The 15,135-nt window shown below is 62.3% G+C and carries 13 protein-coding genes; 10 read left to right on the forward strand and 3 right to left on the reverse strand.

The features are described from left to right. The first annotated feature begins 287 nt into the window (after nt 1–287). A complete protein-coding gene (locus tag AYK65_RS04475) occupies nt 288–1,334 on the forward strand; it encodes a polysaccharide deacetylase family protein (RefSeq protein WP_046118440.1) in 1,047 nt (348 codons plus the stop codon). Nucleotides 1,335–1,413: 79 nt separating this feature from the next. Here the strand turns inward: AYK65_RS04475 and pdxH are convergent, their stop codons facing one another. Beyond that, nucleotides 1,414–2,046: a pyridoxamine 5'-phosphate oxidase gene (gene pdxH / locus AYK65_RS04480; protein ID WP_267885986.1), complete on the reverse strand. Its 633-nt coding sequence runs from the start codon at nt 2,044–2,046 to the stop codon at nt 1,414–1,416. Nucleotides 2,047–2,170: 124 nt separating this feature from the next. On the opposite strand from pdxH, the gene AYK65_RS04485 reads away from it, so the two are divergent. The 4 genes from AYK65_RS04485 (at nt 2,171) to AYK65_RS04500 (ending at nt 5,634) form a co-directional block, all read left to right on the forward strand. Continuing rightward, a complete protein-coding gene (locus AYK65_RS04485) occupies nt 2,171–2,623 on the forward strand; it encodes an RT0821/Lpp0805 family surface protein (protein WP_046118439.1) in 453 nt (150 codons plus the stop codon). A gap of 211 nt (nt 2,624–2,834) precedes the next feature. Then, nucleotides 2,835–3,881 (forward strand): DnaJ C-terminal domain-containing protein, encoded by a 1,047-nt coding sequence (locus tag AYK65_RS04490; protein WP_081157969.1) that lies wholly within the window; start codon nt 2,835–2,837, stop codon nt 3,879–3,881. Nucleotides 3,882–4,083: 202 nt separating this feature from the next. After that, on the forward strand, nt 4,084–4,902 hold the full coding sequence (fabI, locus tag AYK65_RS04495) for an enoyl-ACP reductase FabI (RefSeq protein WP_081157970.1): 819 nt from the start codon (nt 4,084–4,086) through the stop codon (nt 4,900–4,902). A gap of 147 nt (nt 4,903–5,049) precedes the next feature. After that, nucleotides 5,050–5,634: a histidine phosphatase family protein gene (locus tag AYK65_RS04500; RefSeq protein ID WP_026612910.1), complete on the forward strand. Its 585-nt coding sequence runs from the start codon at nt 5,050–5,052 to the stop codon at nt 5,632–5,634. A 55-nt stretch (nt 5,635–5,689) separates the two neighbouring features. Here the strand turns inward: AYK65_RS04500 and AYK65_RS04505 are convergent, their stop codons facing one another. Beyond that, nucleotides 5,690–5,950, reverse strand: a complete 261-nt coding sequence (locus AYK65_RS04505; RefSeq protein ID WP_026612909.1) for a DUF1344 domain-containing protein — start codon at nt 5,948–5,950, stop codon at nt 5,690–5,692. Between the two features lie 289 nt (nt 5,951–6,239). Here AYK65_RS04505 and AYK65_RS04510 point away from each other — a divergent pair, with 289 nt between their 5' ends. The 3 genes from AYK65_RS04510 to ribB all read left to right on the forward strand — a co-directional run bounded on the left by AYK65_RS04510 (nt 6,240) and on the right by ribB (nt 11,483). Next, a complete protein-coding gene (locus tag AYK65_RS04510) occupies nt 6,240–8,951 on the forward strand; it encodes a bifunctional diguanylate cyclase/phosphodiesterase (RefSeq protein ID WP_052728421.1) in 2,712 nt (903 codons plus the stop codon). A 313-nt stretch (nt 8,952–9,264) separates the two neighbouring features. Beyond that, a complete protein-coding gene (gene aroC / locus AYK65_RS04520; RefSeq protein WP_046118437.1) occupies nt 9,265–10,362 on the forward strand; it encodes a chorismate synthase in 1,098 nt (365 codons plus the stop codon). 20 nt (nt 10,363–10,382) lie between these two features. Next, nucleotides 10,383–11,483, forward strand: a complete 1,101-nt coding sequence (gene ribB / locus AYK65_RS04525) for a 3,4-dihydroxy-2-butanone-4-phosphate synthase (protein ID WP_026612905.1) — start codon at nt 10,383–10,385, stop codon at nt 11,481–11,483. A gap of 91 nt (nt 11,484–11,574) precedes the next feature. Here ribB and AYK65_RS04530 read toward each other — a convergent pair whose 3' ends face one another. After that, a complete protein-coding gene (locus AYK65_RS04530; protein ID WP_026612904.1) occupies nt 11,575–12,105 on the reverse strand; it encodes an invasion associated locus B family protein in 531 nt (176 codons plus the stop codon). 371 nt (nt 12,106–12,476) lie between these two features. Here AYK65_RS04530 and coxB point away from each other — a divergent pair, with 371 nt between their 5' ends. Together coxB and ctaD are read left to right on the forward strand one after the other, a co-directional pair. After that, nucleotides 12,477–13,361, forward strand: a complete 885-nt coding sequence (gene coxB, locus AYK65_RS04535) for a cytochrome c oxidase subunit II (RefSeq protein WP_026612903.1) — start codon at nt 12,477–12,479, stop codon at nt 13,359–13,361. A 20-nt stretch (nt 13,362–13,381) separates the two neighbouring features. Next, nucleotides 13,382–15,070, forward strand: a complete 1,689-nt coding sequence (gene ctaD, locus AYK65_RS04540) for a cytochrome c oxidase subunit I (protein ID WP_026612902.1) — start codon at nt 13,382–13,384, stop codon at nt 15,068–15,070. Nucleotides 15,071–15,135: the final 65 nt, after the last annotated feature.

Below are 15,135 nucleotides of genomic sequence, written 5' to 3' on the forward strand. Positions count from 1 at the left end.
CTTTGAATCGCTGCATGTCTCCTTACATCGAGGCGATTTAAGGAGACATGCAGCAGTTCATCTTTGTGACAGGGTCGCGGCCTTGTTGCAACCGTGCAGCAGGAAAGCGATTGCACGCAGCGGCCCTCCGCGCGTCGTTGGCCGCGCAAGCCGACCGGATTCAGCAAGGTTTAACTCCGCCGAGGCTACCGTTCGGCATTGCAGGGCGGGCGAAGCAAGACGAACCGCTGCCGCAGCGATCATGGTGACCGTGGTCGAATCCAATCCGGCATGGGAAACGAAATAAGATGAAGCAGGGCCTCGCGCGGGCGGTCAGCAAGCACATCAGACGTGTCGCCATCGCCGGCGGCCTGGAAGCTTCGCACCTGCTGGCGCAAGCGCGGCTGATGACACGAGCCCGCGGACGGGGTGCTATCTTCACGCTGCATCACGTTCGCCCGAAGGTCCCGCGGGCCTTCGATCCCAACGCGCATTTGGAAATTACGCCGGAGTTCCTCGAGGTCGCTGTCCTGACTTTGAAGCGAAACGGCTACCGTTTCGTCCCACTGGAGGAGGTGCCGGCTTGCCTTGCTTCCGAGGATACTCGGCCGTTCGCCTGTTTTACCCTCGACGATGGCTACCGCAACAATCTCGATCATGGCCTGCCGGTGTTCGAGCGGCACTGCGTGCCTTTCACCGTCTTTGTCACTGCCGGCTATGTCGATCGCACCCATACGCTCTGGTGGGAAACGCTCGCCGATCTGCTGTCGGCAGCTCAGACTTTGCGCTTCGGTTTCGGTGCGGGCGAAGAGATCATGGTGGCCGCAACGCTTGCCGAGAAGCAGGCGGCCTTCGATAGGATCACCGCGCATATCCATCGCGGCGACGAGGCGCGTACCGTCGCTGTGCTGAACCGGGCTGCAGCCGAGCACGGCGTCGACCCCTTGGCCATTACCGAACGATTGACGCTCGATGAGGCGGGTTTGCGCGCGCTGATCGCAAGCCCACTTGCGAGCCTTGGCGGCCACACGATCAGCCATCGCGCTTTGGCACGGCTCGATGAGGACGAGGCACGCCGCGAAATCTCGGCATCCGCCGACCGTATCGAGGCGGTTTCCGGTCGCAGGCCCCTGAGCTTTGCCTATCCCTATGGCGACCGGCTTGCCGTTTCGGAACGAGACCATCGCCTTGCCGCGGGTCTCGGCTTCGCCGTCGCCGTCACGACGGAACCCGGCATGCTTTCGGCCGCCGCGAATCCGCATGCGCTGCCGCGCATTTCCCTTAACGGCCATTTCCAGAGCGCCCGCTACGTGACCGCTCTCGCATCCGGCATACCGTTCCGGCTTTTTGCCTGAATATTGGACGAGCCGCCCGTCAGATCACGATAAGTCAGCGCGGGTGCGGGCGGAAAACCGCGCACATCCTCATCCCGCGCTAGGGATACATCCGCACCTTCGTCCAGCCACCTTCCGGCGCCGCGCGGCGGAACTCGATGCGATCGTGCAGCCGGAAGGGCCGGTCATGCCAGAATTCGATCGAGATCGGGCGGATGCGGAAACCGGACCAATATTGCGGCCGCGGAATCTCGCCGATCGCGTACCGGGCCGTGTATTCGGCGACCGACTTCTCGAGCGCGAAGCGGCTTTCGAGCGGGCGCGACTGCTTCGAGGCCCAGGCGCCGATGCGGCTGCCGCGCGGCCGGGTCTTGAAATATTCGTCCGCCTCTTCGTCGGAGACGATTTCAACCGGGCCGCGCAGGCGCACCTGCCGGCGCAGCGATTTCCAGTGGAAACACATGGCGGCTTTTGGGGTTGCCAGAATTTCACGGCCTTTCTGGCTTTCGAAATTCGTGTAGAAGACGAAGCCGCGTTCGTCGAATCCCTTGAGCAGGACCATGCGTAGATTGGGCAGGCCATCGGGGTCGACGGTCGCGAGCGCGACGGCGGTCGGATCGTTCACCTCGCTCTCCTCGGCGTCCTTCAGCCATGTGCCGAAAAGGGAAAAGGGCTCGTTCGCGTCCGTGAAGTCACTGCTTGTTAACTCATGCGCGGTCATATTGTCTTCCAATGCCGTGTGTCTGGCGCGGGACCACTACGGGATGTATCCGATTCGTGTTCTCGCATCGAAAAATGTCAGAGCCTGCTGCCGGACTTCCTCGCGGCATGCTCTGGCGAGTCTTGACAGGATTGCCGTGCAAGACATAGCAAAGCGGATCGATGGCAAGAAGGGTTTTTGCTTCGTGTTGCTGCGCAGCGCGGCAATTTGCCTGACGATTCTCACTCTACCGGGATGTATGGGCGCGGGTCTCGATGTTTTCGGAGGCTCAGGCGTCGATCGCTCGGTCTCGACCGGGACCGTTCCGGTGGCCAAGACGTCGGACGGCCTTTCCGACGCCGTTGCCGTGCGTAATGCCGTCACCTCCGCCGACATCAGCCAGGGGGGCAATGCCATTCCCTGGGCCAACGCAACCTCGGGAAGCGCCGGTGTGATCAGCAGCATTGAGGAGGATCGTGCCTCCGGCATGCGGTGCAGGCGGTTTACGACGACGCGCCACTCCTTCGAAGGCATAGCCAAGTTCGACGGCAGCACCTGCCAGCTCGAAAGCGGTGAATGGTATCTGACGAGCTTCGGTCCGCGTAGCTGAAATCGGCGGTTAACCACGTTGCTGCAAAGCGGCGGATCGACGCGCCGGAGCAGTGCCTTCAGGCTGGCGATGCCGCTTCCGACTAACCGATAGTTAGCAACTTCTCGCCGATCATCGCTGAAGAAGAAGGGCGTTCTGAGGCCTTTCGAATTCGTCAGGCATGCGGCGAGCTCCGGGAGAGGGCTGCCGATAAGGAAAATGGTGGCAAGCCATGCGCGATCCCTACGCAATTCTCGGTGTGCGTCGCAATGCCGGGCAGGAGGAAATCAAGGCGGCCTGGCGCTCGTTGGCCAAGGCAGTGCACCCTGATCACAATCAGGACGATCCGCTCGCCACCGAGCGCTTCGCCGAAGCGGGCCGAGCCTATGAGCTGCTGCGCGATCCGGTGCGTAGAAGCCGATATGATTGGGCCCGGCGCGAGGCGGAACTCCGGCGCATGGAGGCGATGAAGGAGAAGATGCGTGGTCCCGAGGCTGCCGAGGAACCGGTGGGCGCCGAGACGGCAGAGGAGGCGGTTTCCCGCATCTTCGGCGTCGAGCCGCAGACCGCAGCATCGGCCCCGCGCATGAAGGCGTCGGTGCGCCCTGACAAGACCGGGCCGGCCGCAGATGCCGGCAGGGCGGATTCCGCGGCTGAGCCGGAGCCGCCGAAAACCGAGGCCGCCCCGGCCAGACGTTCCATTGCGCCCGCTGCGGAGCTCGTCTCTGCGATCGTCCAGCGCATTCGCGGCCGCATCGCAAGGACGGCGGAGAAGGTGCCGGATCTTGCCATTGATGTGCCAGTCAGTATCGAGGACGTGATCAATCGGGCGCGCGTCTCGGTCGAGCTCCCGGAGGGAGAAACGGTCAGGATCGCGATACCGGCCGGCGCGACGGACGGCCAAACGATCCGCCTGAAGGAGCAGGGTTACCGCGTCGCCGGGATGGTCCGCGGCGATGTCGTCGCAGCATTGCGCATCGGCCAGGACGGGCCGTTCCGCACCCGAGGTCTAGACCTTGTGACCACTCTGCCGCTCGACCTTGAAAATGCGGTTCTGGGCTGCGAGACCACGATCGACACGCCGAACGGCCCGGTCGCGGTGACGGTGCCGGCCTGGTCAGGGTCCGACAAGGTGATCCCTGTTTTCGGCAAAGGACTGCCTGGGGCCGACGGCGAACGCGGGGACCTGCTCGTCGAATTGCGGCTTGTGCTTCATGAGAAGCCGGATGACAGGGTGATGGACCTCATGCGTTCCCAGCGCGACGGCCTTTATTTGTGAAGCTTTTCTGACAAGGTGAACCAATATTACGGGGACTAACAGTTCCTGATCTGCACCGCGCTTGAACCGCTTAGGCGCCTATGCCATAGGCAATTCTCGACAATTTTGCCGCACCCGTGCAAAGGCGAATCGGTGCGGCGTCATTCGTGAACATTGCCATCGGCGGGCAGCCGGTGCAGGCAGACAGTATTGGGGACACTCCATGGCTCAGGCATCGGGTCTGATGAATGGCAAGCGTGGCGTCATCATGGGCGTCGCAAACAATCGCTCGATTGCGTGGGGCATTGCCAAGGCGTTGTCGGAAGCCGGCGCTGAAATCGCGCTGACGTGGCAGGGCGATGCGCTGAAGAAGCGCGTAGAGCCACTGGCCCAGGAACTTGGCGCCGTCATGGCCGGCCACTGCGACGTGACCGACCTCGGCACGATCGATGCCGTTTTCTCGACGCTCGAGGAGAAGTGGGGCAAGATCGACTTCGTCGTGCATGCCATCGCCTTCTCCGACAAGGACGAGCTGACGGGGCGCTATCTCGATACCAGCCGCGACAACTTCGCCCGCACGATGGATATTTCCGTCTATTCCTTCACGGCGGTTGCTGCGCGCGCCGATCGCATCATGAACGACGGTGGCTCGATGTTGACGCTCACCTATTACGGCGCCGAAAAGGTCATGCCGCATTACAACGTGATGGGAGTCGCCAAGGCTGCACTCGAGGCAAGCGTGCGCTATCTGGCGGTTGATCTCGGCAATCGCGGCATCCGCGTCAACGCGATCTCGGCCGGGCCGATCAAGACGCTCGCCGCGTCAGGCATCGGCGATTTCCGCTATATCTTGAAGTGGAACGAATACAACGCTCCACTGAAGCGCACCGTCTCCATCGAGGAGGTCGGCAATTCCGCACTCTATCTGCTGTCCGATCTGTCGAGCGGCGTCACCGGCGAAGTCCATCATGTCGATTCGGGCTACCACACGGTAGGCATGAAGGCTGTCGACGCCCCGGATATCAGCGTTCTGAAGGACTGATCGTCTTCGCGCTGCAGCGTCGTGCGTCCTTTCAGGCGCACGAATTCGCTGTGGCACTTAGAGCGCTGCAGGTCTTATCCTTAAATCCGCTGCGATTTAAGGACATGCAGCAGGGACGGTGGCGACGGCTCGCCCGGAGTGAACACTGTGCTCATCTACATGGTCCGCCACGGACAAACGGACTGGAATGCGGAGAGCCGCCTTCAGGGCCAGAAGGATATTCCCCTCAACGAAACCGGCCGCCAGCAGGCGACCGGGAATGGGATAGCACTGGGGAAGATCCTCGGGAGTGATGCCGGCGGCTTCGATTTCGTCAGTAGTCCCCTCGGTCGCACGCGCGAAACCATGGAGCGCCTCCGGCGAGCGATGGGGCTCGACCCATTTGCCTACGTGACCGACGAGCGGCTGAAGGAGGTCTCCTTCGGCGACTGGGAGGGCTACACGCTCCCGGAGCTGAAGCGCCTTGTACCGGAGCGCATCGCCGAGCGGCGCGTCGCCAAATGGGACTTCATTCCACCAGGTGCCGATGCCGAGAGCTACGAGATCCTGTCCTGGCGCGTAGGCGCGTGGCTGAAGGGCGTGACGCGGCCTACGATTTGCGTCAGCCACGGCGGCGTCATCCGGGCGCTGTTCAAGCTGCTCGGCGAAATGGAGGCCGAGGAAGCGGCGGCTGCAGCAATCCCGCAGGACCGTTTGCTGAAGATCGTCGATGGCTCGATAAACTGGATTTGATCGTGCTCGCCGCACGCCCGATGACCGAGTTAGCGGTTTAGCTGGCGCTCAGGACCTACTGAAGGATCTCCAGATCGTTGATGACGCGTTTGCCGTCGACCTCAGTGTAGAAGACGAGAACCTTTACGCCGGCCTTCAGTCCCTCGAAGTTGAATTCCTCGGGCGCCTGGTAGCTTTTGCCGTCATCGAGGGAGAGGCTCAGCCGGTCGGTATCGATACTGGTGATGACGGCCTCGACGTCGGCGCTCTCTGCAAGCGCGGAAAGAGGGGAAAGCAAGCTTGCGGTGGCCATGAGCGTGGCAATGACAAATCGCATCTTTCTTGCCCTCTTCAGTGATTCTGCGAATGTTCTTGTCATCACCCTTTGATCCCCGATTGTGGCAAAAGTAGCCTTGTATTGTTGCTTTTAGGACGCACCCGCGAAACTGGATGGCCGGCGGAGCGGAGAGTGAACGCCGACGTCGCGAATTTCAAGCGAACCAAACCATGAACGGCCGCCCGCGAGCTTTCGCATGGCTCCTATCTTCAGGTTTTCCAAGGAAATTTCACGAAAGCCTATCTTAAGACTCCGCCGCTACGGTAACGCGCGGATTGGGGAAAAACCATTGATCATTGCCGTTCTGCGTCATCACGTCCGCACGATCGCCAAGCTCGCCAAACCGTCGCTCGTCCCGGCGGTCATTGCGGCTGTCGTCGTTGCAACCGGTGGTCACATCTACGAGCGCCAGAATCGTGAGAACTTCCGCAGCGAGCTCAAGATCAAGGTCGACAACGAACTTAGCCTTATCGCCAGCCGTGTCGAGGCGGAGATCGACGCCAATATTGCCGCGCTGAACGGATTTGCCAACGCCGTGGCGATCCGGCCGGATACCGGGGCGGAGGAGCTGAGCGAACTGGCGACGAAGCTGCTCCTGCAGAATCCGCTGATGATCCGCGTATCGGCAGCGCAAGGCGGCGTGGTCGGCGCCGCCTTTCCGCCAGGCTCCCAACAGTGGTTCATCGGAACGGACCTCAACAAATTCGCGACGACCCGGTCTGCCATGGAGCGTGCCGCATCGATGGGCAAACCCGTCATCTTCGGGCGGGTGCGTCTGCCGAGCGGCCGCAGCGGCTTCGAGCTCTTCCTGCCCATCGTCGGCAAGGCGGCAAGCGGGACGTTATCGTGGAGCCTCGTCGAGGCGGTCCTCGACGACAAGGCACTCTATCGTGCGGCGCATTTGCGGGAAGAGGGCCAGGAGCTCTCGCAGATCTCCGATGGCCGCATGCAGGTCGATGTACGCCTTGCCATTCGCGACGTTTCCGTGACCGACAATATTCAGGACGCGTTCCTCGGTGAGGACGAGGTCTTCCGCAATGCTCCGGTCATCCGCGAGCTTCGTCTGCCGGGCGGCGTCTGGGAACTCGCGGCGGTTCCGGTCGGCGGCTGGGCGCAAGAACCGGAAAACGGCGACGATATCCGGCTGGCGATTTTTGCGGCGGTCGTCATCGTCGTCATGCCCATCCTGCTGACCGGTGGCCTCGTCAACGAGCGGCAACGGAACATCGCCAAATTGAAAGCGCGCGAAAGTGAGGTGCTGTCGCTCTCGCACCGTCTCAATCTGGCGCTTGAAGCGTCCAAGATCGGCATATGGGAGATCGATCTCAAGACGCAGGAACGCTCCTGGGACGAGCGGATGTTTCATTTGCACGGGCTTTCGCGCAACGGCCGCGATCCGACCTACGACGAATGGCGCGCAACCGTGCATCCCGACGATATAGGCGCCGCATCCTCCGTTCTGCTGCGTAGCCTCGACCAAGGCCTCGAATACCGGTCGCAGTATCGTGTGGTCCGGCCGGATGGGGGCATACGCCATATTCGCAACGTCGGTTCGGAGCATGAGGGTGCCGACGGCCGAGCCAAGATCATCGGCATCAGTTGGGATGTGACCGACGACGTGCTGATGACCGAGCAGCTACGGGCGGCGAAGGCCATGGCTGACCTCAAGAATGTGGAACTCGCCGACGCCAAGGATCGAATCGAGCACAATGCGCTGCATGACCCGCTGACTGGCCTCGGCAACCGAAGAATGCTCGACAAGGCATTGGAACGGCTATCGGCCGCAGGTGCCGAGCGGCCGCCGGGCGTCGCTATCCTGCATATCGATCTCGACCGGTTCAAACAGATCAACGACACGCTCGGACATGCAGCGGGCGACGCCATGCTGGTGCATGCCTCCGAGATCCTTCGCTCCAACATTTCTGCAGACGACATCGTCGCGCGCATTGGCGGCGACGAGTTCGTGGTGGTGCTTTCCGGGGCGCCCGACGACACGGCCTTGGCCGCGCTCTGCGACCGCATCATCGCGCAGATGCGCCAGCCGGTCGATTACAACGGTTTTCCCTGCCGTTTCGGCGTGAGCATCGGCATTGCCGTCGCGCGCGGCGCGACGATCGACGCGCGCAAGCTGCTCGTCAACGCTGACATCGCCCTTTATCGCGCCAAGGAAAACGGCCGCAACCGGCACCAGTTCTTCACAGAGACGCTGCAGGCCGAGGTGGTCACCACCAAGCGGGTGGCCGACGAGATCCTCGAGGGCATCGAACGCGACGAGTTCGTCCCGTGGTACCAGCCGCAGTTCGACGCGTCGACCCTAGCGCTCGCCGGCGTCGAAGCCTTGATCCGCTGGCGACATCCGCGCGAGGGTACGCTTACGCCGGACCGATTCCTGAGGATCGCCGAGGAGCTGAACGTAACGGCCGTGCTCGACCGCCTGGTTCTGGAGAAATCGCTCGCGGACCGAATGCGCTGGGCAGCGGCGGGCCTCGTGGTTCCGAAGATCTCGGTGAACGTCTCGGCCAAGCGCCTGCAGGACCACGAATTGCTTGCCTCGCTCCAAGGACTGAGCATCGCCCCTGGCCAGATTTCCTTCGAACTGGTGGAGTCGATCTTCCTGGACGAGAGCGATGATGTCGTGACCGCCAATATCGAAGGAATCAAGAGGCTCGGCATCGACATAGAGATCGACGACTTCGGCACCGGCCACACCTCGATCGTTAGCCTCCTGAAGATCAAGCCGAAACGGCTGAAGATCGATCGCCAGCTCGTGGCGCCGGTGATCGGCGCGCGCAGGGAGCAGGCTCTGGTTCGTTCGATCATCGACATCGGCCGCTCCCTCGGCATTGAAACCGTGGCGGAGGGTGTGGAAACGATGGCGCATGCGGAGATGCTCGGTATCCTGGGCTGCGACCTGCTGCAAGGCTATGCTTTCTCGCGGCCGTTGAGCAGCGGGGACTTCCTGGCCTTCGCAACGGCCAAGGGTCTCCGAATGGCGTCCTGACCCCGGCCGGCAAATTCTTGGACATCCCGGAAAGCCTTTTCCCCGCGACAGCTTTCCACTACAGCGCCGCGCATCTTGGCAGACGCGCAAAGGTCTCTGTAGCGCTTTGAGTTGCCGCATGTTTTTGTCCTTAAATCGGTTACGATTTAAGGAAACATGCAGTAAGAGAGGGCACGCGCAAATTCGCGCGGATCTTCTTGGAGCGGGCGGTCGAATAGAACGTTGCCTTTTGCTCCAAGGCAATTGGAATCATGCCGACGCGGCCGAACCAGGATCGGTTCGTCCCGTCGCGATCCGGAGTTCGGTAGCCGCCATGTCGCACAATACCTTCGGTCACCTCTTCCGCGTCACGACCTGGGGCGAAAGCCACGGTCCGGCGCTCGGCTGCGTCGTCGACGGGTGCCCGCCGGGAGTTCGCTTCACGCTTGCGGAGATCCAGGCCTGGCTCGACAAGCGCAAGCCCGGCCAGTCGCGCTTCGTCACCCAGCGCCGCGAAGACGATCTGGTGAAGATCCTCTCGGGCGTAATGCTCGACGACGATGGCGAGACGATGATCTCCACCGGCACGCCGATCTCGATGATGATCGAGAACACCGACCAGCGCTCGAAGGACTATTCCGAGATCGCAAAGCGCTATCGCCCGGGCCATGCCGACTATACCTATGATGTGAAATACGGCATTCGCGATTATCGAGGCGGCGGCCGCTCCTCGGCACGCGAGACCGCCGCGCGCGTCGCCGCTGGCGCCATCGCCCGCAAGGTGATTCCGGGTCTCGTCGTGCGCGGCGCGCTCGTGCAGATCGGCAAGCACAGGATCAATCGGGCCAATTGGGATTGGGCGGAGGTCAACAACAATCCGTTCTTCTCGCCCGATCCGGGGATCGTTCCGGTATGGGAGGAGTATCTCGACGGCACCCGCAAGGCCGGCTCGTCGATCGGAGCCGTCGTCGAGGTTGTCGCCGAAGGCGTTCCGGCCGGCATCGGAGCGCCGATTTACGGCAAGCTCGACCAGGACATCGCTTCGAACCTGATGTCGATCAACGCGGTCAGAGGCGTGGAGATCGGCAACGGTTTTGCCGCCGCCGAGATTAGCGGCGAGGAGAATGCCGACGAGATGCGCATCGGCGCCGGCGGCGAGCCGGTCTTCCTCTCCAACAATGCGGGCGGCATTCTCGGCGGCATTTCGACGGGCCAGCCGATCGTCGCGCGGTTTGCGATCAAGCCGACATCCTCCATCCTCACCGAGCGCCGCTCGATCGACAGCGACGGCAACGAGGTCGACGTGCGCACAAAGGGGCGCCACGATCCTTGCGTCGGCATTCGCGCCGTGCCGATCGGGGAGGCCATGCTTGCCTGCACGATCGCCGATCATTACCTGCGTGACCGCGGCCAGACCGGGCGGTTGAAATAATTTGCGGGAGAGAAATACAGATGTCCTATGACCAGAAGCGCGTCGTCGAAGCCATTCGTGCCTTCGAGGCCGGCGAGATCGTCGTCGTCACGGATGACGGCGGCCGCGAGAACGAAGGCGACCTGATCGTCGCGGCGGTGCATTGCACGCCGGAGAAGATGGCCTTCATCGTGCGCCACACCTCCGGCATCGTTTGCGCACCGATGCCGCGCGAGGAGGCGAAGCGCCTCAATCTGAATGCGATGGTCGCGGAGAACGACTCCGCCCACACCACGGCCTTCACCGTATCCGTCGACTTCAAGCATGGAACGACGACCGGCATTTCCGCCGATGACCGGACCTTGACGGTAAGGAACCTGGCCAATCCGAATGTCGGCCCGACGGACTTCGTGCGGCCGGGTCACATCTTTCCGCTGGTCGCGCGCGAGGGCGGCGTGCTGATGCGCTCCGGCCATACCGAAGCGGCCGTCGACCTCTGCAAGCTCGCGAGCCTGCCGCCGATCGGCGTCATCTGCGAACTCGTCAATGACGACGGTACGGTGATGCGCGGTCCGCAGGTGGAGGCGTTCGCCGAGACCCACGGCCTGAAACAGGTCTCGGTGGCCGACCTCATTGCCTATCGCCAGCGCAAGGAAACCTTGATCGAGCATGGCAGTTGCTTCGACATCGACACCCCCTACGGCAAGGCGAAGGGCCATACCTATTCGCTGCCCTGGGATCCGATGCAACACCTCGCCGTCGTATTCGGCGACATTCGCGACGGTGTCGACATCCCGGTCCGCCTCCACCTCGAAAATGTCGCTGCGGACGTCTTCGGCGGCGACCGTCAGCTCGATGAGATCATGAAGCGCATCGCCGCGGAGGGCAGGGGCGTGATCGTCTACCTGCGCGAGGGCTCCGTCGGCGTCGGTGTTTCGCAGACCGCGCGCAAGGGCAAACATGATCGCGAGGCCCACTCCGAGGCGCAGGCGCGCGAAAGCGAGTGGCTGGAGATCGGCCTCGGCGCTCAGATCCTGAAGGATCTCGGCATCAGCTCGATCCGGCTCCTCTCGTCACGCGAGCGCCACTATGTCGGCCTGGAAGGCTTCGGCATCAAGATCGCCGCAACCGATATCCTGTAGAGTAGGGGGCTCGCGCCCGGTCATCAGACTCCACAAAAAAGCCGCGTCTCTCGAGCGCGGCTTTGTCATTGCGGATAAGACGTTGCACCGATCACGGCAGTGCGTCGTAGCCCTCGCCGAAGCCCTTGAGGTCGACCGGAATGCCGATCCCCTCCTCGGGAGACTGGAACACGAAGAAGGTCGCGGTCGCGCCGGCGCGCAGCGTTTTCAGGAGCTCGTCCTCGAGCACAACTTCGGCATAGCAGCCATCGGAGAAGCAGCGCACGAAATAGGCGCGGCCGATATCCTTGCCGTCGACGTTGAGGCCGAGGCCGTTCGGCAGGAGCACGCCGAGCGGCGCGAGAACGCGGAGGATTTTCGCCTTGCGGTCGGCCGTCTTCAGGACGACGACCGATAACCCGACCTCTGGCCGGTCCTCATCGATCACGTTCTGCATCAGCGCGCATTGTTCGGCCGAGGCGCCGGCCGGCTTGTCGCAGACGATAGACCATGCGCCGTGGTTCGACTTTACCGTCCCGGGCGTTCCGCCGGATTGCTGGGCCATGCTTTGGGTGGGGAAGGCAAAGGCGGCAATTCCGAGCGCCGCCAGAACCGGCAGCCGGGAGAAGAGGGACAGGCCCATGTAAACCTCAAAACCTCGAATCATTAGGGCTATTCTTGAAGTGCGCGGCGATAAATGAAAAGCCCTGCTCATTACATTCCAGCGCCATATGGCCGAAATTGGGCCTCGGCTTCGGCGATCGCCGGCAAGAGGGCACTCGCCGTTCTGGCCGGTACGCACGCACAGCCGGCTGGCGAAGAGGTGCTTAGCGCAGCCTATAACCGAGCGCGAGGTCTCCTGTGCGAAAAAATCGCTTTGTGCAAAAATGCCGCACCGCGTTCATTGCACAGATGTTGCGGCGCTGGTCAAACTGTGGTTTGAAGCGCTTCAGTATCGCAGGGATTCTGCGTTCCGGGTTTGATCCTGATCAAGCGCATTGGGGAGACGTAATTGTGAGAAACAAGGCCTATGCAGTTCTGGCAGCGCTTGCCTGTCTGCTTTTTGCTTCGAGCGCCTTTGCTGACCAGCCTGTCGAGTGGCAGACGGGTCTGCAGGCGGCCGCGACGGGCATCATGGAAGAAATCAGGTGGTTTGAACGTTATACCTTGTGGTTCATCGTTCCGATCACGCTTCTTGTTCTCCTCCTGCTGATCATCGTGGTTGTTAAGTTCCGCGAGAGCGCCAATCCGGTTCCGTCCAGGACCAGCCACAATACGCTCATCGAAGTCATCTGGACGGTCGGCCCAGTCATCATTCTGCTTTTCCTGGCCATTCCCTCGTTCCAGCTCCTGACCGCGCAGCTCACGCCGCCGCCAAATCCGGACCTGACGGTCAAGGCGACGGGAAACCAGTGGTACTGGTCCTATGAATACGAGGTCGGTGAAAATCCGCTGTCCTTCGACAGCCTTCTCTTGAAAGATGAGGACCGCGCAAGCCTCGGCAAGGAAGACAAGGCAGCTTATCCGCGCCTTCTCGCCGTCGACAACGAGGTCGTCGTGCCGGCCGGCAAGACCGTTCGTCTGCTGGTTACGGCAGCCGACGTGATCCATGCCTTCGCAATGCCGGCTTTTGGCGTCAAGATCGATGCGGTTCCCGGCCGTCTCAACGAAACCTGGTTCAAGGCTGACCGCGAAGGGCTCTATTACGGCCAGTGTTCCGAGCTCTGCGGCAAGGATCACGCCTACATGCCGATCGCCGTCCGCGTCGTCTCGCAGGACAAGTACGATGCATGGCTTGCGGCCGCTGCAACCAATCTCGGCGAAGCGAACAGGGCGCTCACGGCGTCCATCGACGGCGCGGCCAAGACCGTTGACGTCGCCGCAAACGCCGCACAGTAATCGGAAGGGGAGCTCGACCCATGGCTGGAACAGCCGTTCATCACGATCAACGGCATGATCATTCCGATCATGCCCATGGCGACCACGCACACAAGCCGCTGACCTTCTTTCAGCGCTGGTTCCTGTCGACCAACCACAAGGACATCGGCACGCTGTACCTGATCTTCGCGATCATCGCCGGCATCATCGGCGGAACGCTGTCGGTCTTCATGCGCGCCGAGCTGCAGGAGCCGGGCATCCAGATCTTCCACGGTCTGGCACAGATGGTCTACGGCTTCGAGGGCGATGCTGCCATCGACGGCGGCAAGCACATGTTCAACGTCTTCACGACGGCGCACGCGCTGATCATGATCTTCTTCATGGTCATGCCGGCGCTGATCGGTGGCTTCGCCAACTGGATGGTGCCGATCATGATCGGCGCCCCGGACATGGCGTTCCCGCGCATGAACAACATCTCCTTCTGGCTCATCGTGCCGGCCTTCCTGCTCGTCCTGCTTTCGATGTTCGTCGAGGGTCCGGCGGGTGCCTACGGTGCCGGCGGCGGCTGGACGATCTATCCGCCGTTCTCGACATCGGGCATGCCCGGCCCGGCCATGGACCTCGCGATCCTCGGCCTGCACATCGCCGGCGCCTCGTCGATCCTCGGCGCGATCAATTTCATCACGACGATCCTCAACATGCGCGCCCCGGGTATGACGCTGCACAAGATGCCGCTCTTCGCCTGGTCGGTGCTGATCACCGCCTTCCTGCTGCTGCTCTCGCTGCCGGTCCTAGCAGGCGGCATCACCATGCTTCTGACCGATCGCAACTTCGGCACGGCCTTCTTCGCTCCTGAGGGCGGCGGCGATCCGATCCTGTTCCAGCATCTGTTCTGGTTTTTCGGTCACCCGGAAGTGTACATCCTGATCCTGCCGGGCTTCGGCATCGTCAGCCACATCATCTCGACCTTCGCTCGCAAGCCGATCTTCGGCTATCTCGGCATGGCCTATGCCATGGTCGCGATCGGCGCCGTCGGCTTCATCGTGTGGGCGCACCACATGTATACGGTCGGCATGTCGCTTCAGACGCAGCGCTACTTCGTCTTCGCGACGATGGTTATCGCCGTTCCGACGGGCGTGAAGATCTTCTCGTGGATCGCGACGATGTGGGGCGGCTCGATCCGCTTCACGACGCCGATGGTCTGGGCGATCGGCTTCATCTTCCTCTTCACCGTCGGCGGCGTCACCGGCGTTCAGCTCGCCAATGCCGGCCTCGACCGCGCGCTGCACGATACCTATTACGTGGTGGCTCACTTCCACTACGTTCTGTCGCTCGGTGCGGTCTTCGCGATCTTCGCGGCCTGGTACTACTGGTTCCCGAAGATGAGCGGCTACATGTACTCCGAGTTCATCGGCAAGCTGCACTTCTGGGTGATGTTCGTCGGCGTGAACCTGATCTTCTTCCCGCAGCACTTCCTCGGGCTCGCAGGCATGCCGCGTCGCTATGTCGACTATCCGGATGCCTTTGCCGGTTGGAACATGGTGTCGTCCTACGGCTCCTATATCGCCGCCGTCGGCGTGCTGATCTTCCTCTTCGGCGTTGCCGAGGCTTTCGCGAGGAAGCGCGTCGCGGGCGACAATCCGTGGGGTGCGGGCGCAAACACGCTCGAATGGCAGCTCTCTTCGCCGCCGCCGTTCCACCAATGGGAGCAGCTCCCGCGGATCAAGTGACGGGAAACGAACAGAAGCCGCCGGCGACGGCGGCTTCACCCCGCCGGCCCTCCGGCGAAATGCGG

Source organism: Ensifer aridi (assembly GCF_002078505.1).
In the GTDB taxonomy this organism is placed as follows: Bacteria; Pseudomonadota; Alphaproteobacteria; order Rhizobiales; family Rhizobiaceae; genus Sinorhizobium; species Sinorhizobium aridi.

Excerpts from the sequence above, each read along its gene's own strand:
- AYK65_RS04490 (WP_081157969.1), top strand. The coding sequence starts at position 2,835 with ATGCGCGATCCCTACGCAATTCTCGGTGTGCGTCGCAATGCCGGGCAG.
- AYK65_RS04530 (WP_026612904.1), bottom strand. The coding sequence starts at position 12,105 with ATGGGCCTGTCCCTCTTCTCCCGGCTGCCGGTTCTGGCGGCGCTCGGA.
- aroC (WP_046118437.1), top strand. The coding sequence starts at position 9,265 with ATGTCGCACAATACCTTCGGTCACCTCTTCCGCGTCACGACCTGGGGC.
- AYK65_RS04475 (WP_046118440.1), top strand. The coding sequence starts at position 288 with ATGAAGCAGGGCCTCGCGCGGGCGGTCAGCAAGCACATCAGACGTGTC.
- ribB (WP_026612905.1), top strand. The coding sequence starts at position 10,383 with ATGTCCTATGACCAGAAGCGCGTCGTCGAAGCCATTCGTGCCTTCGAG.
- ctaD (WP_026612902.1), top strand. The coding sequence starts at position 13,382 with ATGGCTGGAACAGCCGTTCATCACGATCAACGGCATGATCATTCCGAT.
- AYK65_RS04505 (WP_026612909.1), bottom strand. The coding sequence starts at position 5,950 with ATGCGATTTGTCATTGCCACGCTCATGGCCACCGCAAGCTTGCTTTCC.
- fabI (WP_081157970.1), top strand. The coding sequence starts at position 4,084 with ATGGCTCAGGCATCGGGTCTGATGAATGGCAAGCGTGGCGTCATCATG.